The following is a 23,640-nucleotide window of genomic DNA, read 5'->3' as shown; positions in this document are numbered from 1 at the left end:
CGCCGCCGTTCGCTCCGAAGCACGGGTGTCCGCGTCTGCGCCACAACCCGGCTCTCCCAGCGCCTTGCCCGAACTCTCCGCAGCCCTGAGGACCGTACTTCCGGCACAACCGAGCGGGAGATGAGTCCACCGCGCGCGGATCTCCGCGGATCGAGTGCCCATCCGTCATCCCGGCGTGTTTCACGCCGGGATCTCGTTGTCTCGCTGCGGTTCTCCACAGCCGCGTCAGTTATCCACAACGCGCGCTTTCGCCGTCGACGGGCACTCTTGCAGACCTAAGCTGCGCAGCATGATTCGGGTGCGCGGGGTGGCGGATTTGCGGCCGCGATGGGCCGGTGCGGTGGTGCTGCGCCGAGCGCTCGCGGCCGGACTGCTGGTTGTCGCGGGTGTGCTCGCGGTCCGCGGGGATCCTTCGGCGCGGCGGATCGAGGTGGTGGTCGCGGCGCGGGAGCTGCCGCCGGGGCATGTGGTCGAGGCGGGCGACGTGGTGGCAGTCGCGCGGCAGGCGGAGGCCGTGCCCGAGCGGGTGGTCCGGGCGCCGGAGGCGGTGGTGGGGGCCACGCTGGCGGGAGCGGTCGCGGCGGGGGAAATGCTGACCGAGCTGCGGGTGGTGGGGACTCGGTTGGCGGGGGTGGCGGCCGGGGCGGCGGATGCGCGGATCGTTCCGATCCGGCTGGCGGACAAGGCTGTCGCCGAGCTGCTGCGGGCCGGGGATCGGGTGGATGTGGTGGCCGGAGAAGAGGGTGGGAGCGCAGCGCGGCCGGCGCGACTATTGGCCGCCGATGCGGCGGTGGTGCTGGTTTCCGGGGCGGATTCGGGGCGGGGAAAAGATGAGCGGGTGGTTTTGGTCGCCTTGGATGCCAAGCGGGCGGCGGTGGTCGCGGCGGCTTCTTTACGCAGCGCGTTGACGGTCGTGCTGCACTGACCTGGACGGTCGGTGAACTAGCATCGCCGGTATTGCTCGAGTTCGGCTGGACCCTGTGGGGGCGTGGCCCTCACTGCACGGATGCTCTCCATCAAGCAGAGGAGTTTTCGGCAATGTTCAAGGGCTTCAAAGAATTTCTGCTGCGCGGCAATGTGGTCGATCTGGCCGTGGCGGTCGTCATCGGTACCGCGTTCGTCGCCATTGTCACGGCATTCAGCGACGGAGTGATCAATCCACTGCTGGCGGTGTTCGGCGGCACGAATCCGCTCGGGCTCGGATTCCAGTTGGTGGCCGACAAACCGGCGACCTTCGTCGCCATCGGACCGATCATCACCGCGACCCTCAACTTCGTCATCATCGCCGCCCTGCTCTACTTCATCGTGGTGCTCCCGGCCACGCACGTGAAGAAACGCTGGGGCACAACCGAAGACGACGCCCTCACCGATACCGACCTGCTGCGCGAGATCCGAGATCTGCTGGCCCAGAACAGCGGCGGCGGAAAACACGAAAGCTGAAGCTCCCCAAGACAGACGAACGGACCCGGCGCGAAAGGCGCCGGGTCCGTCCGATTTCAATCTCCTCGAGGTCGACTCAGCTGTGCGCTGAATTCGCGGAGAGGCGAACTACTAGCCGAGGCTGAAGGGCTGGCCCCACAGGGTGAGCCAGGTGATCACGTTGTCGGTTTCGACCTCGACCGAGACGAAGGCACGCGCCTGGGCGTACCCGCCACAGCCGCTCAGCCCGATGGTCGAGTCGGACCAGGTGACCGAACCGTTCGAACCCGAGAACTTGTTGCGCACCTTGTGGGATTCGGAGCCGAAGTCGTCGGCCTGCTCCAGATCCAGGATGTAGAACGCCTTGGCCTGGCCGGGGCCGAGGGTCAGGTTGCCGCCGGTGCTGACGCTGGCGGACGGGGTGACATTGCCTTCGGAGTCCCACGACGCGCCACCGGTGACGCCGCCGTTGGCACCGCCGCCGGCGATGTTGACCTGGCAGCCGACGACGTAACCCGGGAAGATCTTGCCGCCGACATCGCTGTTGTTGCCGGAGATTTCGACCTGCGCGGAAGCGGAGACCCAGGCGTTGCGGTGCACCGGGGTGGCACCCATCGACCCGGAGATGTTCGCGGACTCACCGACCAGCTTGACGGTGACCACGGTGCCGTCGGACAGGGTCTTGGTGATCTCGCCGCCCGGCAGCGGGATGAAGGTATCGGCGTTGGCGGCGCCGGTGGAGAACAGGCCAAGAGCGGCGGTGGCGACGGCAGCGACACCAGCAGCCCGCGCCACGGTCTTACGGATGTTCATTTCTTATGTCCCTCAGGGGTTGAATTCGCTTGCGCGAGAAGGTTTTTGGCGGGCAAACCACTATCAGCCGATGGAGAACGGCTGACCGTACAAGGTGGTCTTGGAGTAGTGATCGCCGATGACCTCGACGACGGTGTACGAACGCGCCTGGGCGTAACCCGCGCAACCCTGGATCGTGATTTCGGCATCCTGGTACTCGACCGAGTAGACACCCGGCTTCAGGATGTCCTTGTAGTCGATCTGGACGAACTTCACCTGTCCCGGACCGAGATTCACGCCGATGGAGCCACCGAGCGACGCGTCGCTCAGCGAGACACCACCGGAGATCCCGGCGGAAATGGCGTCCTCACCGATGTTGATCTGGCAGCCGACGATGTAGCCGGTGCTCAACTGCGAGGTGCCGTGGGTGGAAGAGTTGTTGGTTCCCGGGCCGTTGGCCGCGCCGTTGTTCGGGCCGACCGTGCCTTCGGGAGTGACGGTGACATCTGCGGTGGCGTTGCCACTGACCCACACCGTACGCCCGGCGCCATTGGCCGAAAGCGAAGGCGAAATCAGGGCACGCTCGCCGGTGCGGGTGATGGTGACCGTCCCGCTCGGCGCAACCTTCTGACCGTCCGGCAACGGCACGAAGGTATCGGCATTAGCAGCACCAGTGGAAAAAAGGCCCATGGCCACGGCCGCTGCCGCCCCGATGCCCGCAATACGGGCACCGCGACGAAGACCGTTGGTGCGGTTCTCGCTCATACTTCCCCTCATCAGGTTCTTGCGGTCAGCCTCGACCACCGAGGCTGAAATGGGTTCCTGGCCAGAACCCAGTTGAGTTTGTCGCCACATTGTTGCCGCTGTGTTACTGCTAACGAATTCTTTATGTGGAGCGACGTGGGGCACTTTACATCACAGATGTGGTGTTTGATGCGTGAGCGAACATAGATGCTGTTCTAGTACACAACAACCCGCACTTATGCCGGGGACGCTATGAATACGCGAAAGGGGCCCGGCGCTAAACGCGCCGGGCCCCTTCGGGTTCCGCTGAGCGGGAGTTATCAGCCGATGCTGAAGGGCTGCCCCCACAGGGTGACAGCGGTGATGATGTTGTCGGTTTCGACCTGCACCGCGACGAACGCGCGCGCCTGGGCGTACCCGCCGCAACCGTTCAGGTTGATGGTCTCGTCGGCCCAGGTGACCGAACCGCTCGAACCCTGGAACTTGTTGCGAACGTAATGGGCTTCGCTGCCGAAGTCGTCCGCGGCTTCCTGGTCGAGCAGGTAGAACGCCTTGGACTGACCGGGGCCCAGGGTCAGGTTGCCACCCACATTGCCCTTGGCGGACGGGGCGCCGTCGGCGAACGCTGCGCCGGCCTCGCCGCCGCCGGAGGCGCCGCCACCGGAGACGTTGACCTGGCAGCCGACCACGTAACCGGGCACGATCTTGCCGCCGACGCTGCCGTTGGTGCCGGACAGCTCGACCTGCGCGCTACCGGAGACCCAGGCATTGCGGTGCAGCGGAGTGGAACCCAGCGACGGGTTGATATTGGCGGATTCGCCGACCAGCTTGACGGTCACCACGGTGCCGTCGGACAGGGTCTGTGTGAGCTGGCCGCCGGGCAGCGCGACGAAGGTGTCGGCATTGGCCGCGCCGGTGGAGAACAGGCCGAGAGCGGCGGTGGCGGCGAAGCCGACGCCGGCGACCCGCGCCATGGTCTTCTGGATGTTCATGATTTTCCCTCTAGGGTCGAATTCGCTTGCGCGAGGAATGAATTGACTTCGGACCGGCACGTCAGCCGATGCTGAAGGGCTGCCCGTAGAGGGTGGTCTTGGAGTAGTGGTCGCCGATGACCTCGACCACGGTGTAGGCGCGGGCCTGGGCGTAACCGGCGCAACCGTTGATCTCGATCGGCACATCCTGGTATTCGACCGAGTAGGTCCCCGCCTTGAGGATGTCCTTGGAGTTGATCTGGACGAACTTGACCTCGCCCGGACCCAGGTTCAGGCCGACCGACGCGCCCAGGCTGCCGCCCGAGAGGTCGATGCCGCCGGAGACGCCGGCCGAGATGGCGTTGTCGGCGATGTTCACCTGGCAACCGACGAGGTAGCCGGTGCTCAGCGCCGAGGAGCCGTGGGTGGAGGAGTTGTTGGAACCGGGGCCGTTGGCCGGGCCGTTGTTCGGGCCGACGGTGCCTTCCGGGGTGACCGCGACATCCGCGATGGCCTTGCCGCTCACCCAGGCCGTACGGCCGGCGCCGTTGGCGCTCAGCGACGGGGAGATGGTGGCGTGCTCGCCGATGCGAGTGACGGTGACGTTCGGGCCGACCTTCTGACCGTCCGGCAACGGCACGAAGGTGTCGGCGTTCGCGGCGCCGGTGGACATCAGGCCCAGCGCTACGGACGCGGCCGCGCCGATGCCCGCGATACGGGCGGCGCTCCGCCAACCGGCGGTGCGGTTCTCGCTCATGTTTCCCTCATCAGTTTTTTCGCGGACAACCTCGACCACCGAGGTTGAAGCGGGTCGATTCATAACGAGTTCCGACAGGAGCAATGCGAAAGCACACTACTCAAACTCGTTAGAGCCGTAGCTTTGATGACCCGATCGAGACCTTAGCCACAACAGCAACTGTTTGGCAACAAGCCTCTCGGGCATGCGTTTATCGCCATGTGATAGAGGGGAGCGAATATTCAGCGAATCAACGTGATTCAGCCGTGATGGGGCGGCACCTGATTGCGCAGCCATTCATCCGAGCCGGAGCGCGAATCCGATTCGGGCGCACGCTCGTCGGAGGTGGTGTCGGGCAGCGGATCACCGAAGATCCGCGCCAGCTTCGCCCGCTCGGCGGGCGTCAAACGACGAGACCCCGCCCGGCGCTGGGCCGGACGGGGTTCGCCTGCCGAACTCTCGGGCGTACCCGAGGGCTGATCGGACTCCTCGGTCATTCCGCCAGACCGGAGAGTTCGTCGATGACCTTGCTCGCCAGGGGGGCGAGGGTGGCCATGCCGTCCCGAATGGCGGCACGGGTACCGGGCAGGTTCACCACCAGTGTGCTGCCGGAGATGCCCGCGAGGCCGCGCGAGAGACCGGCATCGAGCGAACCCGAGGCCAAGCCGGACGCACGCAGCGCCTCGCTGATGCCGGGCAGTACCCGGTCCAGTACCTCGGCGGTGGATTCGGGGGTGACATCGCGCGGGGACATGCCGGTGCCGCCGACCGAGATGACCAGGTCGACACCGCCGATCACCGCGGTATTGAGCGCATTGCGGATCTCCACCTCGTCGGCCGCGACCGAGACCGAGGCGTCGACCAGGAAGCCGGCCTCGGTGAGTAGCTCGGTGACCAGCGGACCCAGCGAGTCCACGCCGCCATGGGCGGTTCGATCGTCGACGACCACGACAAGAGCACGGCCCGCCACGGGGGCATCGATTTCCATGGTGCTCACCGTAGCGTCCTTGTCCGACAACAGCTCCCATCCCCCGTCAGCTGTTACGCGGATCTCGGGTACCACGGTCAGTCCACTCTGGTGCCGCATCATCGGCCTCCCTCCACCTGCGCCTCGCCGAGGGTGACCTCGACGGTCTTGGAATTCTTGCCCTGCTCGTCGGTGTAAGTGAGCTTGACCTTGTCGCCCGGGCGATGCGAGCGCACCGCGGCGATCAGGGCATTGCCCGAATCGATGGTCTGGTTGTCGAGCTTGACCACGACCGCGCCGTTCGGAATGCCCGCCTTGGCGGCCGGGCCGTCCGGGGTCACCTCCAGCACGCGCGCGCCGTTCACATCGTCCTGCGCGCGCACCTTCACCCCGATCTGGGCGTAGGTGGCCTTGCCGGTCTTGATCAGCTCATCGGCGACGCGCCGGGCCTGATCGACCGGGATCGCGAAACCGAGCCCGATGGAACCGGATTGCGCGCCCGCGGCCTCGGAGCTGCCGAGGGTGGCGATGGCGGTGTTGATGCCGACCAGCTTGCCGCTCATATCCACCAGCGCGCCACCGGAATTGCCCGGGTTGATGGCGGCGTCGGTCTGGATGGCGTCGATCACCGAACCGGTCGAGCCCGCCTCGCCGCTGGTCGAGACCGGGCGGTTGAGCGAGGAGACGATGCCGGTGGTGACGGTGCCGGCCAGGCCGAGCGGGGAACCGATGGCCACCACCGACTCGCCCACCTGGAGATTGCCGGAGGAGCCCAGTTCGATCGGGGTCAGGCCGGTCTTGCCGGTCACCTTGATGACCGCGAGATCCGCGATCGGGTCCGCGCCGACGACGGTGGCCGCGGCGGTGCTGCCGTCGTTGAAGGCCACCTGCATGGTCGCGTTCGGGCCCGCGCCGTTCACCACGTGATTGTTGGTGAGGATCAAGCCGTCCGAGGAGAGCACCACGCCGGAGCCCTCCCCCTCGGCCTTATTGCCCGCCACCTTGATCATGACCACGCTGGGCAGCACCTTCTGTGCCACCGACTGCACCGAACCGGCCGGTGCGTTGGCCACCGTCTTCGCATTCGGCTGCGGGGCGTCCAGGGCATTGCTCACCACCGAGCTGCCATTGCCGTCGCCCGTGGCCAGCGCGCCGACCACACCGCCGATGCCACCGCTGAACAGCGCCAGCGCCACCGCACCCGCGATCAAACCCTTCGAGACCGACCGCTTCGGACCGGAACCGCCCGGGCCGCCGGGATATCCGGGCCCGCCCGGATACACCGGACCACCGGGTCCCCCGGGCCCCGCCGACTGTCCCGGCCCGGTCGGCTGCCCCGGGCCACCGAACAGCGGCTCGGTGGCGTGATGCCCGGTCTGCCCGTACCCAGCCCCCGACGCCGAGTACCCGGCACTGTAGGCCCCGCCCGGCAGCTGGTCGGTCGCACCGACCGGAAGCTGTTGTGTCGCAGGCCCACCGAAGCCGGGCTGCCCGCCGTGGCCGGGCGCGGGCGCACCGAACGCCGCACCGGGATGCTGGGCGCCGGGACCCCACTGCCGCGCGGCATCGGATCCACCGGCCGCGCCGACTTCGGGAAGCCCGGCATCGAGACCGAATTCGCGATCGAAGCTCGCACCCAGCGGCACGCCCGGCCGGACGCCGGTACCGCCCGCAGGCGACTGACGACCGTGCCCGAACTCGGATGTACCTGCGTCACTGCCGGATTCGCGACCGCCGGCCGCGCCCAGCGGTTCGCCGGGGCGCGCGCCGGTGCCGCTGACAGGCGGCTGCCCGCCGGTCTCGAAGCCGGATGTGGCTGAGTCAGCGCCGAATTCGCGGTCGAAGCGTTCCCGCGCGGCCTGGGCGGGGTCGGTGCCAAGGGCTCCGAAGCCGGTCGCGTCGCTTGCATCCGGGGCGGCCGCACTGCCCGTAGCGGCCGCCGCCGCGCCCGCGGTGAAATCGCCCGCCGCGCCGAACACCCGATGCGTGCTGCCGGGGGCCTGAGTCCCCGTGTCGCCGGTCGCGGCATCCGGAGCGAGATCGCCGGCGCTGCCGGAGTGAGCGGAAGTCCCGGGGGCGCTCGCCTGGGCCGGATGCGCGGGGGCGAAACCGTCGAAGGGGCGATCGGGTTCGGTGCCGGCGTCCGGCGCACCCGGGGCGCGCTTGGGCAGGCCGGAGGCGGTGGAGGATTCGGGGGGCGCGGGCGGCAGGTCGCGCCGGTCCGATCTGCCGCCACCGGTCAGGTCGAGCTGTTCGGACTGGGTGCCGAGCCGTTGCGGTGCGGTGCCGTCGGCCTGGGCGGGCTGCTGTCCCTCGGGCTGTGCGCCCCGGATGTCCTTCGAATCCTCGGTCATTTCTCGTTTTCTCCTCGAGTCTCGTGCCAAGCCTGGCGGTGACGACTGAGAGCGGACTGAGACCGTGCTTGGGTTTCGCCGAGCCTTTTCGCCGATTCAGTTCTCGGGGACCGCGGGCGGGGTGCCTTCCCCAGGCAGCACGATACGGATCAGCGTGCCGCCGCGCTCGGAACCGTCGACGGTGATGGTGCCGCCGTGCTTGGTCACCACCTGCTTGACGATGGCCAGGCCCAGACCCGATCCGGGCATGGAACGCGAGGCGGTGGTGCGGTAGAAGCGTTCGAAGACGAGCTCGCGTTCGGCGGGCGGAATGCCGGGGCCGGCGTCGTCGACGGTGAACTCCAGCAACCCGCGCCCGGTCTCGCGCATGCCGACCAGCACGTTGGCGCCGTAGGGGCTCCATTTGGCGGCATTGTCGAGCACATTGAGCAGGGCACGTTCCAGGCCCGCTTCATCGCCGAAGACGAACCAGGGCCGCAGCTGGGATTCGAATTCGATACCGCTGCGGCGGCGCCGGACTCGCTCCAATGCGCGTTCGGCCACATCCCCGATATCGACCTGTTCGTAGACCGTCTCGGGGGCGTCCTCGCGGGCCAGATCCACCAGATCGCCCACCAGCGTGGACAATTCCTCGATCTGCGCCATCACATCGCTGCGCAATTCGGCCATGTCCTCGTCCGGAATACGCGGAGCGCCCGGCCGGGACGACGCAATGAGCAACTCCATATTGGTGCGCAAAGACGTCAGTGGCGTTTTCAGCTCATGCCCGGCATCGGCCACCAAACGCCGCTGTCTTTCGCGGGATTCGGCCAATGCGCGCAGCATTGTGTTGAAACTCTCGGTGAGCCGGGCGAGTTCATCATCACCGGTGACCGCGATGGGCGTCAGATCGTCGGTGCGGGCCACGCGTTCGGTGGCGGCGGTGAGCCGGGCAATCGGCCGCAAACCGGTGCGGCCCACCGCGGTTCCGGCCGCCGCGGCCAGCATGACGCCGCAGCCGCCGACCACGAACAGCAGCCAGGCCAGCCGATCGAGCACCTCGCGGGTGGGTTGCAGGCGCTGCGAAACCACCAGGGTGGAGCCGGAGTGGGTGCGGCGGGCCAGCACTCGCTGATTGTCGACGGTGCGCAGCGAGTAGGCGATCTCGCCCTTGGCGACCGCCAGCTCCTGGGTGCCGACCGGCGGGATGGTGGTCTGCGGCGGAATGTAGGGGGTTTGCAGATCCGGGAAGATCAGCGCCACACCGACATCGCTGGAGTACAGCCCGGCCAGCACGATGGACTGGAAGCCCAGGCTGTCGAAGTTGTTGTCGATCATCAGCGAGGCCCGCGCGCGCAGTTGCGAATCGACATCCGCGTACAGCGAGCGCGCCACCATGGCATAGGCGGCGATGGAGGTGAAGGCGACGGCCACCGCCACCACGGAGGCGGCCAGCAGCGTCACCCGCCAGCGCAGCGAGACCGAGCTGGTCAGCGGTGTCGGCGGCCGCATCTCCGCGGATTCGCCGCGTTGCCCGCCCAGCGCGGCGACCACGGGGCGTTTCGGAATGGTTCTACCCACGAGCCCGGCTCCTACGGCGGCGTCTCACGCAGCACGTAACCGACGCCGCGCACGGTGTGGATCAGGCGGGGTTCGCCCTCGGCCTCGGTCTTGCGGCGCAGGTAGCCGATGTACACCTCGAGCGCGTTGCCGGAGGTCGGGAAGTCGTAGCCCCACACCTCTTCGAGGATGCGGCTGCGGGTGAGCACCCGGCGCGGATTGGCCATCAGCATCTCCAGCAGCGAGAACTCGGTGCGGGTCAGGCTGATCTGGCGTTCGCCGCGCAGCACCTCGCGGGTGACCGGGTCCAGGGAGAGATCGGCGAAGGTCAGGGTCTCGGAGTTCTCGGCCGCCTCCACGGTGGTGCGGCGCAGCAGGGCGCGCAGCCGGGCCAGGAGTTCCTCGAGCGCGAACGGTTTGGGCAGGTAGTCGTCGGCGCCGGCATCGAGACCGGCGACACGTTCGGAGACCGAATCCCGCGCCGTGAGTACGAGAATGGGCAGATCGTCGCCGGTGCTGCGTAGTCGGCGGCATACTTCCAGGCCGTCCAGCCGGGGCATCATGACGTCGAGGACCAGGGCGTCGGGGCGCGCGGCGGCGACTTTCTCGAGCGCGTCCATGCCGTCTACCGCGAGGTCGACGGAGTAGCCGTTGAAGGTCAGCGAGCGGCGCAGTGATTCCCGGACCGCGCGGTCGTCGTCGACTACGAGAATGCGCATGGGCTCCAGTCTGCCCACAACGACTGAGAGGTGACTGAGAAGGTCCCATTCGACACGCCGAGGGGCCAGCATTCGGCGCGGCTCCGGGCGCGGCGCTGTGACCTGCTAACTCTTCAGTAACCCCGCGTCCGGCAACTTCACGGCACCCGTATGCCTATTCGAAAGATGTTGTGGCAAACCGGCATTCGGAGTCTCATACACCGAGTCGCCCGAATTGCCGTTAGTCAGCCCGCGCGGTATGTTGCAGGCCGTAAAAGAAGACCTCTAGTTGGTTCCGGGCGGGTATTCGACCCCAAAACCGCACAACCGCATACGACCTGGGGGTCACTCGTGAAAAGCGGAGGCGACGGCAGCGGGATGGAAGCAGCACCGCGAACATGGCAATTCAGCCTGTCCAACTGGCCCGTCACACGCAAGGTCGGCATCGTGCTGGTGCTACCAGTGCTCCTGGCCGCGACCTTCGCGGTACTGCGAATCAACAGCGAGTTGCAGACCATCGCGCAGTTGAGCAATGGCAGTGAGCAGTCGGACCTGGTGAGGCCCACGGTCAAATTCATGTCGGCCACCGACGAACTGGCGATCACCGCCATCGCGGGATTCGGCAATCAGAACGCCGATCCGGCCCTGGAGGCCGCGGCGAGCAAATTCGATCAGGCCGTGGCGGAACTGGAGACCCAGATCCGCGCCACCAATGCCGAAGTGCTCGATACCAAGAACGTCAGCGAGGCCGTCGCGATGGCCCGCACCATGCGCAACAGCCTGCGCTCGCTCGCACCCGCCGCCATCGGTGATCAAGCCGATCAGGTCGGCACCAAGGTGCAGAACGCGCTCGCCACCTCGCCCAGCATCGCCGACCTGCGGGTGCAGCGACTGTTCCTGCAAATGGGTTCGGCCAATACCGCGCGCCGCGTGCTCACCACGCAGCGCGTCATGCTGGCCATGCCGGACGCGGACCGGAATCCGATGCTGCGCACCAGGTTGCTCACCGCCATCGGCGCCGAGCTCACCCTGATCGAGGTCTACCGCGGCATGGCGCCGACCACCAACGCCGATGCCGATGTGCTCAAGGACGCCGCGCAGACCCGCGCCGGCATTCTGGCGCAGACCGGTTCGGATCTCGGGCAGATCCCGGCCATGCAGGATGCGCTGCACGCCAGCGCCGCCGCCTACGACCGCGAGATCTCCTCGGTGATCGAGGCCATGGACGGCAAGCTCGCCTCGCTGACCACCGAGGCCCGTAACAACGTGCTCCGCGATACCTCGATCGTTATCGGCATGCTGCTGGCGGGTCTGGCCATCGCGCTGGTGGTGGCCCGCTCGCTGGTCGTGCCGGTGCGGCGGCTGCGGCGAGATGCCTTGCAGGTGGCGCACATCGACCTGCCGCAGGAGCTCGAGGTGGTGCGCGCCGGCGGCGTGACCCCGGAGATCATGCCGGTGGACGTGCACACCACCGAGGAGATCGGGCAGCTGGCCCGAGCCGTCGACGATATCCACTCCCAGGCGCTGCACCTCGCCGCCGAGCAGGCGCGACTGCGCCTCCAGATCGGCAATATGTTCGAGACGCTGTCTCGCCGTAGCCAATCGCTCGTCGAGCAGCAGCTCTCGCTGATCGAGGAACTGGAACGCGACGAGGACGATTCCGAGCGGCTGCAATCGCTGTTCCGCCTCGACCACCTCGCCACCCGTATGCGCCGCAACGGCGACAACCTGCTGGTGCTGGCCGGAACGGCCTTGCGCCGTGGGCATCTCGCGCCGGTGCCGCTGTCGGACATGCTGTGGTCGTCGGTCTCGCAGGTGGAGGATTATCAGCGGGTCGAGATCGGGACCGTGCCGGACGGCATCGTCGCCGGTGAGCCCGCGGTCGATATCGAGCACCTGCTGGCCGAGCTGATCGACAACGCGTTGCGCTACTCGCCGCCCTCCACCCCGGTGGCGGTGTCGGTGGCGCGGGCCGTGGACGGCGGCTACCTGATCGAGATCACCGACCGTGGTCTGGGCATGAATGCCGAAGACCTGCAATCGATCAACGATCGCCTGGCCTCCGGTGGTGAGGTCAATGTCGAGACCGCGCGCCGCATGGGCCTGTTCGTCGTGGGCCGATTGGCCAAGCGGCACAACATCACCGTGAGCCTGCGCCGGACCTCGGCCATGGTGCAGCAGCCGGGCATCACCGCCAGCGTGCACCTGCCGGGTTCGCTGGTCTCGCCGGCGCCCGAGCGCAGTGGCGATCCGACCGGCCAGTACCCGGTCACCGGCGCCCTGCCGGTCGCGCCCGTCCCGGGTGCGCCCGTCTCGGGCCCGCAGCCGGTGATCACGCCGCCGCGCCTGACCCCGGTGCCGAACCTGCCGGAGACCACTCCGCCGCAGCGTTTCGGTGTCACCAGTTCCGGTCTGCCGCAGCGCAAGACGCCCGGCGGCGATACCGGAGAATTCCCGGTGACCGGCGGTTTCGGCCGCGGAAACGACCGCTTCACCGACGCTTTCGTCGAGAGCACCGATCCCGGCCCGTACGGCTCCGAGCCCAGCAAGGTCGACTTCTGGGGCGACAACTCCGGCGCCCAGCCCGAACCGCCGCTGCGCCCGGTCCCCCCGATCGCCAACGGCGGCACCGGTGACGGCCCCGCCACCACCCGCTTCGATCTGCGCGACAGCGAAGGCTTCGGAAACAGCGAAGAGCGCACCGGTTTCGGCGCGAACGCCCCGCGCAACGGCTTCGGCGGCGACGGCTTCGGCAACGCCAACGGCTACGCCGGCAACAACGACCCCGGCAATTTCGCCGGCAACAGCACCGATCTCGGCAATCGCAGCGAAGAGCTCCACGGCCGCGATGACGACGAGACCGGCAACCCCCGCGGCGCCTTCGGCGGCAATGTCGCCACCGGCAACTTCGGCGGCCCGAACCGCCCGACCGCGAACGGCAACGCCGCCAACGGCAATGGCTTCGGCCCCGCCGCCGACAAGACCGGTGGTTTCGGCGATGGCAACCCCGCCGAAACCACCGGCGGCTTCGGCAACGCCACCAACGGCAGCCGCGGCTTCGGCAACGACGGTGCTGCCAACGGAAATGGTGGATTCGGCAGCACTGCCAACGGTGCCGCCGATCGCGGATTCGGCAGCGCCGACGGCGGCTTCGGTGGCGGCAACCCGGCTGAAGTCAACGGCGGGTTCGCCAATGGCAACGCAGCCGATGGCAACCGCGGCTTCGGCAACGGGAACGCGGCTGACCGCACTGGCGGCTTCGGGGGCGGTGCTGAGGGCAACGCGGCCGATGGCATTGCGCCGGAGCGTGGGAACGGCGGCGGGTCGTTCGGGAATGGGGCGAGCGGGGCGGTCACCGAGTTCGGTGGCGGCGACCGGGGTTCGGCCGGTGCTGATGCGGCTACCACCACGGGATCGCATGCGTTGAGCGATATCGCGGCTGCGGGGGAGGCGGCTGCGCCTCGGCCGCAGCATGATTCGCCGATCTTCCAGCGGATGGTCTCGGAGTGGCTGGTGGAACCGGCGGCGGGTGAGCCGAACGAGTCCGTGTGGTCTTCGGAGGCCGATGCCGGCTGGGCCGCGGCCGAGGAGGCCGCCAATCCGCAAGGGGGCGGGCGGACGCAGGGCGGTCTGCCGATCCGGCGGCCGGGGGCACAGCTGGTGCCCGGTGCGGCCGCACAGGAGGACGACGGCAGCGCCCGCAATCCGGAAGAGATTCGTAACAGCTTGACCAGGCACCTCAGCGGCGTCCGCTCCGGGCGGGCCGATACGCAGTACACAGACGGAGGGCATGCATGACCGACGCACAGCGCACCACGACCGACGAGAACCTGAACTGGCTGGTCACGCGGTTCACCCGGGAGGTCCCGGGGGTCTCGCACGCGGTTCTGGTCTCCGCCGACGGCCTGTTGCAGGCCACCAGCCCGCACCTGCCGTCCGATCGGGGCGAGCAACTGGCCGCGGTGACGGCCGGCCTGGCCAGCCTCTCCACCGGCGCCGCACAGCTTTTCGAGGGCGGCAAGGTGATGCAGTCCATCGTGGAGATGCAGCGCGGCTACCTGCTGGTCATGACAGTCGGAAACGGCTCGCACCTCGCGGTGCTGGCCAACAAGCAGCACGACATCGGCCGCATCGGCTACGAGATGGCGCTGCTGGTCGACCGGGTCGGGTCCGTGGTCCAGGCCACCGCCCGTACTGCCTAGACGAGCCCGCCGATGACCATTTCCAACGGTGCCGGCGGCAATCGCCCGACCAGCCGCGTCCGCCCGTACGCGCTGACCTCCGGCCGCACCGAGCCGGCAGTCGATCTGCCGCTCGAGGCGGTCGTCGAAACCCTGTCCTACACGGCCCATTTCGATTGGCCCGCGGGTGACATCCGCACGGAGATCCTGCGGCTGGGCACCGCCCGGCTGTCGGTCGCGGAGATCGCGGCGCATCTACAGCGGCCATTGGGCATGGTGCGGGTGGTGATCGGCGACCTCGTCGTCGCCGGCACCCTGCGCCTGCATTCGACTTTGAGCGACCAAGCGACCTTCGACGAGCGCCGGTCTTTGATGGAGAGGACTCTGCATGGACTCCGCGCCCTTTGATGGCGGGGGCTACACCGGCGGGCCGCAACCCGGCGGAAACCAGTACCCACCTGGGCAATTCGCGAGCGGCGGCCAGTACCCGACCGGCCAGTTCGCGAACGGAGGCCAGTACACCACCGGCCAGCTCCCGCTGCCGGGCGGCGCCGCACCCGTGTACCCGCCGCGACCGGGCGAGGAACCGCGCTCGGTAGCCTCCACCAAGATCGTGGTGGCGGGCGGCTTCGGCGCCGGCAAGACCACCTTCGTCGGCGCGGTCTCGGAGATCGTGCCGCTGCGCACCGAGGCCATGGTCACCGGCATGTCCGAGGGCCACGACGACCTGGCCGCCACGCCCGGCAAGGAAACCACCACGGTCGCCATGGATTTCGGGCGCATCATCCTGCCCGGCAACCTGGTGCTGTACCTGTTCGGCACACCCGGCCAGCGGCGCTTCTGGTTCATGTGGGACGACCTCATCAAGGGCGCCATCGGCGCGGTGGTGCTGGTCGACACCCGGCGCATCGAGGACAGCTTCGCGGCGGTCGACTTCTTCGAAGCCAAATCGCTGCCGTTCCTGATCGCGGTCAACCGCTTCCCCGACGCCCCGCGCTTCCCGGTCTCGGAGCTGCGCGAGGCGCTCAGCGTGCGCGAAGGCGTGCCGATCGTCGATATCGACGCCCGCGACCCGGGTGAGGTACGACGGGCGCTGGCGGCGGTCACCGAATACGCGATCGAGCGGCTGATGGCGGCGCAGCGCGGATAGCGCTCGCACGCACCGTCTTTCCGGCGCGGACGCGCCCGCGCCGGAAACCGACGGAATGGACTGGGATTACATAGGCAGGGGTTCTGGGTGATCTACTTCTCGATGGGTTTCTGGGTGGTCGGCTTGGCGCTGATCACCTCGTTCGCCGGGGTGGCGTGCGGGCTGGCCTGCATCCGGCAGTCCACCAAATCGGTGACCGCCAAATTCCGGCTGGTGTGGGTGCTGGTGGCCTCCTCGTCCATCGGCGGCGTCGGCGTGGCCATGCCGGTGTTCATGCTCATGCTCGGGCTGGAGCTGGAAAACGCCCAGACCCTGCGCTACGAAGCCACTTTGACCAATGTCTCCACGGTGATCTCGGGCATCTCGGTGTTCGTGGCCCTGCTCATCGCGGGCAGCACGCTGAACTGGGTGCGCCTGGGGATCGGCGCGGTGGTGATGGCCGGCGGTCTGGGCACCTCGCATCTGTTCCTGCTCTCCGCGATTCACGTGCCGGGCTCGGTCGACCGCAGCCTGGTCTCGATCATCGCGGTGTACGTGATCGCGCTGATGATCTCGGTGCTGACCATCTGGTTCAGCCTGACCGTGAAATCGCTGCCGCTGCTGCTGGGCGGTTCGGTGGTGTTCGCGGTGCTGGTGATCGCCATGCACTACGCCGGCATCACCGGGGTCGAGGTGCATGTGGCGGCCGGCGCCGCGCCGCCCGAGGGGCAGCAGCTGTTCGACTTCTTCGTGCCGTTCTTCATCATCGGCTCGCTGTCGCTGACGGTGCCGATCACCGCGATCCTGGTCGCCCCGGACCGGCGCGAGGCGCGGCAGCCGTTCCTCGCCCCGGATTCCGGTAACGCGCACAGCACTTCGCTGGCCGCCGCCTCGCGCGGCGCGGCCGCGCAGCGGGTGCGCTGACCCCTCTCCGTCGTCAGCTCTCGCCGGGCGGCACCTCACCGCTCGCCCGCGCGGGATCGAGCAGGGCGAACAGCTCACCCTGCGGGGCCGCGAGAATCGCCATCCGGCCGAAGGGTCCGTCCTCGGCGGGCATGAGCACGGCCGCGCCGAGCTCCTCGGCTCGCTTCAAACCCGTGTCCAGATCATCGAATTGGAACCAGGTGAGCCAGTAGGGGCGGCCCGGGGCGGCGCCGTTCCGGGTGTCGTCGTTGATTCCGGCGACCAGGTCCGTCCCGCCCGGCGGGGTGATGACGGCGTAGCGCATGGAGTCGTCGTCGTGTTCGGTGCAGGTGAAGCCGAAGACCTCCGAGTAGAACCGCTTCGCGCCCTCGAAATCGTCGGTGTGCAGGTCGTTCCAGACGTACGCGCCGTGTTCGTTGTGCACGGCCGCGCCGTTGTGGGCGCGGGCTTCCCACACCGCGAAGGGCGCGCCCGAAGCGTCGGCGGCGACGAACATGCGGCCGAATTCCATGACGTCGAAGGGCGGTACGAGCAGGCTGCCACCGGCCCCCGTCACCTTCTCGGCGGTGGCGTCGGCATCGGTGACCGCGAAATAGGTCGTCCAAACCGAAGGCATGCTCGACTCGGGCTTCGGCCCGATCCCCGCGACGGCCTCCCCGTCGCGTAGCGCCATCAGGTATCCGCCGCTCTCGTCCCCGCCGCCCTGAACATCCCAGCCGAACAACTCCGCGTAGAACGCACCGGCTTTCGCCGGATCGTCGACCTGACAGTCGACCCAGCACGGTGTTCCCGGGGGCCAGGCTTCACTGCGTACAGGCATGGGGTCATCTCTTTCCGCCTCTCCGCGACTTCAGCGCCCGGCTGCGAGCCGTCGAAAGGCATGCATGCGTGCCGGCGGTTAAGAGCCAAGCCGATTTCGGACGTCCCCGGTGAGTTACCCACACCGCGCCTAATCAGTTGTCACGTCGGCGTATTTTGGCGCATAGTCAACCACCAGGCGGTCCATGATCGCTGGGTTTTCGCTGGATGTATGGGGTTGTGAGGGGCGAAAACGGGCAATGCGACGCGGCTGTGCGGATTGCGAATTACAGTGGTAGACATGCGTTTCGGGCTGGATTACGCGGCAGGTCGACCCAGTGCGAGCGCCATCCGGGCCGCCGGTTACACCTTCGTGGTGCGGTATCTCTCCTCGGGGGGACCCACCCTTCCCGGCAAATTGCTCACACCGGACGAAGCGGACGATCTTCGCGCACACGATATTTCGATCGTGTCGAACTGGGAGACCACCGCCGCCCGCATGCTGGACGGGTACGGCGCCGGGGTCACCGACGCGCGCGCCGCGCTGGCGCAGGTGCTGCGCTGCGGCGGGCGGCGCGATCGGCCCATCTACTTCTCCGCGGATTTCGACGCCACCCCGCAGCAGCAGGAGCCCATCAATGCCTACCTGGACGGCGCGGCGAGCGTGCTGGGGCGGGCGAATGTCGGGATCTACGGCGGGTATTGGCCGTTGAGCCGGGCCCTGGACGCGGGGACGGCCAGCTGGGGGTGGCAGACCATCGCCTGGTCGGGCGGGAATGTGGATCCGCGGATCAGCATCTTCCAGACCGGCGAACAGGTGTACGTGGACGGCGTCGAATGCGACGTGAACACCAGTGACCGTGCCGATTTCGGCCAATGGGATTTCGTGCAGGAGGAACCCGAGTTGACACCCGAACAGGACGAGATGCTGCGCGATGTGCAGATCCAATTGCGCGGGCCCGGCCTGGCCGGCTGGCCGCAGTTGGGGCACGACGCGCAGGGGCACAACCGGACCGTGGTGGACGGGCTGGCGGCGGCACTGACGCAGATCGACGAATTGCGCACGGAGATCAGCGAACTGGAGGCCACCACCGCCGATCTGAAGGACGAGGTGGCGCGGCTGTCCGGGCACCACTGGCCGTGGCCGTTCTCGCTGATCGAGGGACCGGCGACGGTGGTCGCCGAGCAGCTGGCCCGGCTGGAGCAGGCGCTGCCGGATCTGCCGTTGCCCGGGTGGGGTTCGAGCCCGAACGGGAAAGAATCCGAACAAAACGGGCAAACGTCGGAGTCTCACGGCCGGATTGTCGCTTCCGACAGTTGAATTGACGGCCCCGAAAGTGGCGATGAGCGGGTTCTCCAATACTCAGGAGAACCCGCCCTCGCCGACGACAATACCGCCGGTACGACACGAATTCACAACTTTGGGACGACTTTTTCGCGCCCGGAACACAAACCGGACATCCGCGATACCACCGCAACACGTAGGCAGATCCCTGGTGAGGCAGCGGCATTGCCACTATCGTCGGCCTGGTCCGATCTTGTGCTCTACGAAGGAGGCCCACATGGCCGTCAGCGTTGTACTCGACAAGGTTCTCGACAAGGCTTACGAAAGCAAGTCCTTGCAGGACATCCTCGCCGCTCCCCCGTCGGCCCTCGCGGGCCTGACCGAGAAGCACGACACCCAGCTGCTCGAGGCGCTCGGCATCAAGACCATCGCCGATCTGGGTAAGAACAAGTACTTCCAGCTCGCCGCCACCCTGGTGGAATTGGCGGCCAAGGAGGGTTAGCCCCTCTTGGACCTCGCCCCCGAATCCCCTGGTGAAAAGGGGGTTTGGGGGCGAACCCCCAAACCCCCGAGTCCGCACGCAAGCGGAGCCTGCTCAGAGTTTGTCCAGGTCGATCAGACCGCGTTCGACCGCTCGCGCCAGCTTGCGGGGGACCCGGTGGACGACGCCGTCGACCTTGACCGGGACCAGATCAACCGGGGTCGCCTTCCACTGGGAACGGCGACTGTGGGTATTGGCTCGCGACATCCGCCGCTTCGGAACCGCCATTGCTAGTTCTCCTTTCCGGTGGCCGAATTCCGCACCCGTTTGCCGTAACGGCGCTCGAACTTCTCGACCCGGCCGGCGGTATCGAGGACGCGCTGGTTACCCGTCCAGAAGGGGTGCGAATCGGAAGTGACATCGACGACCAGCAGCGGGTAGGTATTCCCGTCCTCCCACTCGATCGTGCGCGTCGACACCGCGGTCGACCGGGTCAGGAAACGCTTTCCGGTACTGACATCTTCGAAGACCACCGGGTGGTAATCGGGATGGATTCCTTGTTTCATCACATCACCTTTCGTTATTGCGGGAAGTCCCGTCGCCGCTGACCGGCGTGGATTTCGTACTGTCACAAGGCTCTTCGTGCTGATCGCCGAATGGGTCCTGCCACAACGCCACTCGCTCCGGCGCGAACCGCACCTGCCGCAGCTCGTCGTCGTCCACCAGCGCCCAGTGCAAGGCATGGCGGATCTCCTCCGGATCGGCATCGGCGACCAGGATCACCAGCGAGGTGTGGCGGTCACCGAAGTTCTCGTGCCAGCGCAACGACGCCATCAGCCGCCGCTCCGGATCGACCTCGGCGAGCTCTTCGGAACTCATTGCCGCCAGCCATTTCCCGGCCCCGCCCACCCGCAGCCCGCCACCGGCGGACTCCAGCCACACCACCTCGGCCGGCTGGGTGGCGAGCCAGACCCGGCCGCGTACGCTGACCACGCCGTCGAGCAGCACATCGATGGCCGAATGCAGCCGATCGGGATGGAACGGGCGGTCGGTCGCGAATTCCATCAGCGTCACACCGGAATCCGAGTCCAGCGGCGGCTGCCCGCGCAGCAGCGGCGCGTGCGGATCGAAGGGCGCGCCGCGGCGCGCGGTCTCCGGAATCAGCCGCAGCAGCCGGTTCAACTCCTCCGCGTCCAGCGCCTCGGGCGTGGTGACGAAGGCCGTCGGGGACTGCGGGGCGAGCCGGGCCAGTACCGCACACGTGCGCAGGCGGTCGTGCAGCTCCGCGCCGCCGTCGAAAACGATCAATGCATCGGCGAATTCGACCTGGCCGACGGCGAGCTGGGCCACGGTGCGCTCATCGTCGGCGGTGGCGTGCCCGCGGTCGGCGAGGGTCTCGTCACCGGTGGCGTCGGCCAGCCAGTCGCGGGCATCGAGGCCGGTGAGCACCGCGTCGATCCGGACGCTGCGCCCGGCCGGGCCGTCAACCCGGCCGACCACCCCGGTCACCACCACATCGGTGATGGCCTGGCACACCGCCTCCGCCTCGAAGGCCGGGTCCAGCGCGAGCACGATGCGCCGCACCGAATCTCGCTCCGCCAGCAGGCACAGGTAGGGCAGCAGGTCGGCGCGCAGGGTGCAGGAGACGCAGCCGTGTGCGAGCTCCAGCACGCTGACGGTTTCCCGGCCGTCCGCCTGGACCGAGCGGCGCACCACGCCTTCGCGCAGTTCGGACAGGTCGTGGCGGACCACGACGGTGCCCGGTTCGGTACCGAGCAGGCGCGCGGCCCGGTCCACGCCGTCGGCGGCGCGGCCCGGGAGTCCGGCCAGCACCAGGACTGGTGTGCGGCGGTCGCGCTCGGGTTCGGGCGTGGGTCGGATGGCCACCGGGACCCCTTTCGACAACGATTTTCATTTACCGGTTGCCGAGGGTACCTTGGAATACATTCGTTGTCGAAAACGATTGTCATCAGCAGTAAGAAACACTGGAAGGGAGTGCCCATGTCGGCCATCTGCCAGGTCACGGGCCGGAAGCCCGGCTTCGGCAAGTCCGTGTCGCACTCGCACAAGCGAACCAACCGGCGCTGGGACCCCAATATCCAGCGCAAGACCTACTACCTGCCCAGCGAAGGCCGGCGCATCACGCTGAACGTCTCGGCCAAGGGCATCAAGACCATCGACCGCGACGGCATCGAAGCGGTCGTGGCCCGGCTGCGGGCGCGCGGCGAGAAACTCTGAAGGGAGCCGTTGGATGGCATCGAAATCGACCGATATCCGACCGGTCATCAAACTCAAGTCCACCGCCGGGACCGGGTACACCTACGTGACCCGCAAGAACCGGCGCAATGATCCCGACCGGATGGTGCTCAAGAAGTACGACCCGGTGGTGCGCCGCCACGTCGAGTTCCGCGAGGACCGCTGACGTGGCCAAGAAGTCGAAGATCGCCAAAAACGAAGAGCGCAAACGGATCGTGGCGCGCTACGCCGAGCGGCGCGCGGAGCTCAAGGAGATCATCCGCAAGCCCACCTCCTCCCCCGAGGAACAGGCCGCCGCACAGTCCGCGCTGGCCAAGCTGCCGCGCGATGCCAGTCCGGTACGATTGCGCAATCGGGACGCCGCGGACGGACGCCCGCGTGGTCATCTCCGGAAGTTCGGTCTCTCGCGAGTGCGCGTGCGTGAGATGGCTCACCGGGGAGAACTGCCCGGTGTGCACAAATCGAGCTGGTAAGCATCCACGATCTCGTGAGTAAGGAACCGCTGACATGGCAGTGAAGCGAGCACCGTCGAAGAAGGTCCGCGCCGAGCAGGCCCGCCGGCCCAAGAAGAACCCGTTGATCTCCGCCGGCGTCGAAACCGTCGACTACAAGGATGTGAACCTGCTCCGCACGTTCATCTCCGACCGCGGCAAGATCCGCTCGCGCCGCGTGACGGGCCTGACCCCGCAGCAGCAGCGCCAGGTCGCCGTCGCCGTGAAGAACGCCCGAGAGATGGCGTTGCTCCCCTTCACCAGCCGGTAGGGCTGGCGACGCTTCCCCTCCGGGGATGAAAAGCCAAGGGCCCCCGATGCTTACGCATCGGGGGCCCTACTTGATGTAGGAGGAACCGAGGGGCTCCGCCCCTCGAACCCCGAATAAAGCAGGCGGCGGCTCCGCCCCTCGAACCTTGATCAAGCAGGCGGCGGCTCCGCACCGGAAACCGGAACCCAGCGGGCGGCGGCTCCGCACCGGAAACCCGATCACGGGTTCGGCCCGCCCCGGAAACTGCATCGCGGGTTCGGCCCGCCCCAAACGTGAAAGTCCCCCGAGTGCGGAAGCACTCGGGGGACTTCGGTTTTCATCCCGCGGTTGACGCGATTTACGGGATGGTCAGAACCTGGCCCGGGTTGATGGCATCCGGGTTGTCGATGCCGGAGGCGGCGGCGATTTCCGGGTAGCGGTTGCCGTCACCGTAGAAGCGCTCGGCGATGGCCCACAGGGTGTCGCCGGACTCGACCGTGTAGGTCTGGGCGGCCGGGGGCGGCGGCGGCACATCCTCGACCGCGGCGGCCTCGGTGTGGACCTCCTCGACCGGAGCCGGGAGCGGGTTGTCGGTGTTGGTGCCCGAGTTCCACAGCGCGGAGCCGTCGGTGCCGTAGAGCACGACGTTGCGGTCGGGCTGCACGACCAGGCGGTCGGCCGACTTGCCATTGGTCTCGGTGGACCAGGCGGCGCCGTCGGACTTGTAAACGACGAAGTTGCCGTCGTCTTGCAGGGTCGCGCGTTCCACGCCCTGACCATTGGTGCCCGCGGCCCACACGACGTTGCCGTCAGGCTCGGACAGCACCAGGTTGCCATCCTCTTGCAGGGTGAGGGAGTAAGCGCCGCCCTTGAGCGACTCTCCCAATTTGAGTTCTTCGCCGGCCTTCAACGAGTCGCCCACGGTGCGTCCTTTCCGGAGGGGGATCAAGCAGATAAGTCGATGGCACTGAACTGCATTCGCACATCTGTCACAAAATTACCAACGAACGACCGGTCACCGCAGGGATACGCGCCGCGTGAATCAAAGTTTCGGCCGCGTGTCGCTAGATGTTCGCCACATCCTCACCTCGAATGCTCGAAACCGGCTGTACGGTGTCGGCGGACTAGGGTGATCGCCATGTACGGGACTCGTGGACGCCACAAGATCGCTATCGCCGTCACCCTGCCACTACTGCTGGCCGCCGCGGCCTGCGGCGGCTCGGATTCCGATGGCGGGCAATCGAATACCAGCTCCGCCACGACCACCGCGGCCGCCCCGCCCTCGGAGGCCCCCGCCGGTCAGCTGGGCCGGATGTTCACCGCCGACCCGACCATCGTGAAACCGCATGCCATCAGCTTCGACAGCTGGACCCGGATCACCGACGACAAGATCGCGGTGAACTTCCAGACCGGGATTCCGGAGTGTTACGGCGTGGACGCCACTACTACGGAAACCGACAAAACGGTCAAAGTCGAACTGCGCGGCGGTACTCGGGCCGACGCCGTCGGCAAGATGTGCACCATGAACGTCGTCTTCGGCAGCCTGGAGATCCAGCTGAAGTCCCCACTCGGCAACCGCCAGGTCGTCAGCGGCTCATAGGAAAAGCCCGGCGGGATCGCCTGAA

General features: G+C 67.7%; 28 protein-coding genes. 14 read left to right on the top strand and 14 right to left on the bottom strand.

What is annotated here, in order from left to right:
* The first annotated feature begins 289 nt into the window (after positions 1-289).
* Complete coding sequence (locus tag NI1_RS08455; RefSeq protein ID WP_067816482.1) at positions 290-925, top strand: SAF domain-containing protein; 636 nt, start codon at positions 290-292, stop codon at positions 923-925.
* Between the two features lie 113 nt (positions 926-1,038).
* Complete coding sequence (gene mscL / locus NI1_RS08450) at positions 1,039-1,440, top strand: large conductance mechanosensitive channel protein MscL (RefSeq protein ID WP_067816478.1); 402 nt, start codon at positions 1,039-1,041, stop codon at positions 1,438-1,440.
* Positions 1,441-1,551: 111 nt separating this feature from the next.
* Here mscL and NI1_RS08445 read toward each other — a convergent pair whose 3' ends face one another.
* The 9 genes from NI1_RS08445 to NI1_RS08410 form a co-directional block, all read right to left on the bottom strand.
* Positions 1,552-2,232 (bottom strand): MspA family porin, encoded by a 681-nt coding sequence (locus tag NI1_RS08445; RefSeq protein ID WP_067816475.1) that lies wholly within the window; start codon positions 2,230-2,232, stop codon positions 1,552-1,554.
* Between the two features lie 63 nt (positions 2,233-2,295).
* Positions 2,296-2,976: an MspA family porin gene (locus NI1_RS08440; protein ID WP_067816472.1), complete on the bottom strand. Its 681-nt coding sequence runs from the start codon at positions 2,974-2,976 to the stop codon at positions 2,296-2,298.
* A 299-nt stretch (positions 2,977-3,275) separates the two neighbouring features.
* Positions 3,276-3,947 (bottom strand): MspA family porin, encoded by a 672-nt coding sequence (locus tag NI1_RS08435; RefSeq protein ID WP_067816469.1) that lies wholly within the window; start codon positions 3,945-3,947, stop codon positions 3,276-3,278.
* 61 nt (positions 3,948-4,008) lie between these two features.
* A complete protein-coding gene (locus NI1_RS08430) occupies positions 4,009-4,683 on the bottom strand; it encodes an MspA family porin (protein WP_067816465.1) in 675 nt (224 codons plus the stop codon).
* Between the two features lie 239 nt (positions 4,684-4,922).
* Positions 4,923-5,159 carry a hypothetical protein gene (locus tag NI1_RS37825; protein WP_157535011.1) on the bottom strand — a complete coding sequence of 79 codons (237 nt, stop codon included), beginning with the start codon at positions 5,157-5,159 and terminating at the stop codon, positions 4,923-4,925.
* Positions 5,156-5,650, bottom strand: a complete 495-nt coding sequence (locus NI1_RS08425; RefSeq protein WP_218026730.1) for a MogA/MoaB family molybdenum cofactor biosynthesis protein — start codon at positions 5,648-5,650, stop codon at positions 5,156-5,158. The genes NI1_RS37825 and NI1_RS08425 overlap by 4 nt, the downstream gene beginning before the upstream one ends.
* A gap of 98 nt (positions 5,651-5,748) precedes the next feature.
* Positions 5,749-7,269 carry a S1C family serine protease gene (locus NI1_RS39165; protein WP_439957243.1) on the bottom strand — a complete coding sequence of 507 codons (1,521 nt, stop codon included), beginning with the start codon at positions 7,267-7,269 and terminating at the stop codon, positions 5,749-5,751.
* An 810-nt stretch (positions 7,270-8,079) separates the two neighbouring features.
* Positions 8,080-9,474, bottom strand: a complete 1,395-nt coding sequence (locus tag NI1_RS08415) for a sensor histidine kinase (RefSeq protein WP_084522956.1) — start codon at positions 9,472-9,474, stop codon at positions 8,080-8,082.
* A gap of 80 nt (positions 9,475-9,554) precedes the next feature.
* Positions 9,555-10,241: a response regulator transcription factor gene (locus NI1_RS08410; protein WP_067816463.1), complete on the bottom strand. Its 687-nt coding sequence runs from the start codon at positions 10,239-10,241 to the stop codon at positions 9,555-9,557.
* Between the two features lie 426 nt (positions 10,242-10,667).
* Between NI1_RS08410 and NI1_RS39160 the strand changes: the two genes are divergently transcribed.
* From NI1_RS39160 to NI1_RS08385, 5 genes are all read left to right on the top strand, one after another.
* Positions 10,668-14,018, top strand: a complete 3,351-nt coding sequence (locus NI1_RS39160) for a sensor histidine kinase (RefSeq protein WP_369690127.1) — start codon at positions 10,668-10,670, stop codon at positions 14,016-14,018.
* Entirely contained in the window at positions 14,015-14,422 is a 408-nt protein-coding gene (locus NI1_RS08400; protein WP_067816458.1) for a roadblock/LC7 domain-containing protein, read from the top strand. The genes NI1_RS39160 and NI1_RS08400 overlap by 4 nt, the downstream gene beginning before the upstream one ends.
* Positions 14,423-14,434: 12 nt before the next feature.
* Positions 14,435-14,809: a DUF742 domain-containing protein gene (locus tag NI1_RS08395; protein WP_067710436.1), complete on the top strand. Its 375-nt coding sequence runs from the start codon at positions 14,435-14,437 to the stop codon at positions 14,807-14,809.
* 151 nt (positions 14,810-14,960) lie between these two features.
* Entirely contained in the window at positions 14,961-15,551 is a 591-nt protein-coding gene (locus NI1_RS08390; RefSeq protein WP_067710699.1) for a GTP-binding protein, read from the top strand.
* Positions 15,552-15,638: 87 nt separating this feature from the next.
* Entirely contained in the window at positions 15,639-16,454 is an 816-nt protein-coding gene (locus tag NI1_RS08385; RefSeq protein WP_067816455.1) for an MHYT domain-containing protein, read from the top strand.
* Positions 16,455-16,467: 13 nt separating this feature from the next.
* On the opposite strand, the gene NI1_RS08380 is transcribed toward NI1_RS08385, so the two are convergent.
* A complete protein-coding gene (locus NI1_RS08380) occupies positions 16,468-17,274 on the bottom strand; it encodes a VOC family protein (protein ID WP_067816453.1) in 807 nt (268 codons plus the stop codon).
* A gap of 279 nt (positions 17,275-17,553) precedes the next feature.
* On the opposite strand from NI1_RS08380, the gene NI1_RS38780 reads away from it, so the two are divergent.
* Both NI1_RS38780 and NI1_RS08370 read left to right on the top strand, forming a co-directional pair.
* Positions 17,554-18,573 (top strand): DUF1906 domain-containing protein, encoded by a 1,020-nt coding sequence (locus tag NI1_RS38780; protein WP_067816450.1) that lies wholly within the window; start codon positions 17,554-17,556, stop codon positions 18,571-18,573.
* Between the two features lie 241 nt (positions 18,574-18,814).
* Positions 18,815-19,039 (top strand): hypothetical protein, encoded by a 225-nt coding sequence (locus tag NI1_RS08370; protein ID WP_067816447.1) that lies wholly within the window; start codon positions 18,815-18,817, stop codon positions 19,037-19,039.
* Positions 19,040-19,132: 93 nt separating this feature from the next.
* Here NI1_RS08370 and rpmF read toward each other — a convergent pair whose 3' ends face one another.
* Genes rpmF through mrf form a run of 3 tightly spaced genes read right to left on the bottom strand, consistent with a single transcriptional unit; the run spans position 19,133 to position 20,905 of the window.
* Complete coding sequence (gene rpmF / locus NI1_RS08365; protein ID WP_067816444.1) at positions 19,133-19,306, bottom strand: 50S ribosomal protein L32; 174 nt, start codon at positions 19,304-19,306, stop codon at positions 19,133-19,135.
* A 2-nt stretch (positions 19,307-19,308) separates the two neighbouring features.
* Complete coding sequence (locus NI1_RS08360) at positions 19,309-19,584, bottom strand: type B 50S ribosomal protein L31 (RefSeq protein ID WP_067817943.1); 276 nt, start codon at positions 19,582-19,584, stop codon at positions 19,309-19,311.
* 4 nt (positions 19,585-19,588) lie between these two features.
* Entirely contained in the window at positions 19,589-20,905 is a 1,317-nt protein-coding gene (gene mrf / locus NI1_RS08355) for a ribosome hibernation factor-recruiting GTPase MRF (RefSeq protein ID WP_157535010.1), read from the bottom strand.
* 114 nt (positions 20,906-21,019) lie between these two features.
* Here mrf and rpmB point away from each other — a divergent pair, with 114 nt between their 5' ends.
* From rpmB to rpsR, 4 genes are read left to right on the top strand one after another with little or no spacing between them, the layout of a single operon-like run.
* Positions 21,020-21,256, top strand: a complete 237-nt coding sequence (gene rpmB, locus NI1_RS08350) for a 50S ribosomal protein L28 (RefSeq protein ID WP_067816440.1) — start codon at positions 21,020-21,022, stop codon at positions 21,254-21,256.
* Positions 21,257-21,269: 13 nt separating this feature from the next.
* Positions 21,270-21,440 (top strand): 50S ribosomal protein L33, encoded by a 171-nt coding sequence (gene rpmG, locus NI1_RS08345; protein WP_067816438.1) that lies wholly within the window; start codon positions 21,270-21,272, stop codon positions 21,438-21,440.
* 1 nt (position 21,441) lies between these two features.
* Positions 21,442-21,747, top strand: a complete 306-nt coding sequence (gene rpsN, locus NI1_RS08340; protein WP_067816437.1) for a 30S ribosomal protein S14 — start codon at positions 21,442-21,444, stop codon at positions 21,745-21,747.
* A gap of 34 nt (positions 21,748-21,781) precedes the next feature.
* Entirely contained in the window at positions 21,782-22,036 is a 255-nt protein-coding gene (rpsR, locus tag NI1_RS08335) for a 30S ribosomal protein S18 (RefSeq protein ID WP_067816435.1), read from the top strand.
* 337 nt (positions 22,037-22,373) lie between these two features.
* On the opposite strand, the gene NI1_RS08330 is transcribed toward rpsR, so the two are convergent.
* Positions 22,374-22,937: a LysM peptidoglycan-binding domain-containing protein gene (locus NI1_RS08330; protein ID WP_067816433.1), complete on the bottom strand. Its 564-nt coding sequence runs from the start codon at positions 22,935-22,937 to the stop codon at positions 22,374-22,376.
* A gap of 216 nt (positions 22,938-23,153) precedes the next feature.
* Here NI1_RS08330 and NI1_RS08325 point away from each other — a divergent pair, with 216 nt between their 5' ends.
* Positions 23,154-23,615, top strand: a complete 462-nt coding sequence (locus NI1_RS08325; protein ID WP_067816430.1) for a hypothetical protein — start codon at positions 23,154-23,156, stop codon at positions 23,613-23,615.
* Positions 23,616-23,640 lie beyond the last annotated feature (25 nt).

It is taken from the genome of Nocardia inohanensis NBRC 100128 (genome assembly GCF_001612945.1).
Taxonomy (GTDB): domain Bacteria; phylum Actinomycetota; class Actinomycetes; order Mycobacteriales; family Mycobacteriaceae; genus Nocardia; species Nocardia inohanensis.
This window is presented reverse-complemented; position numbering and strand designations above follow the sequence as displayed.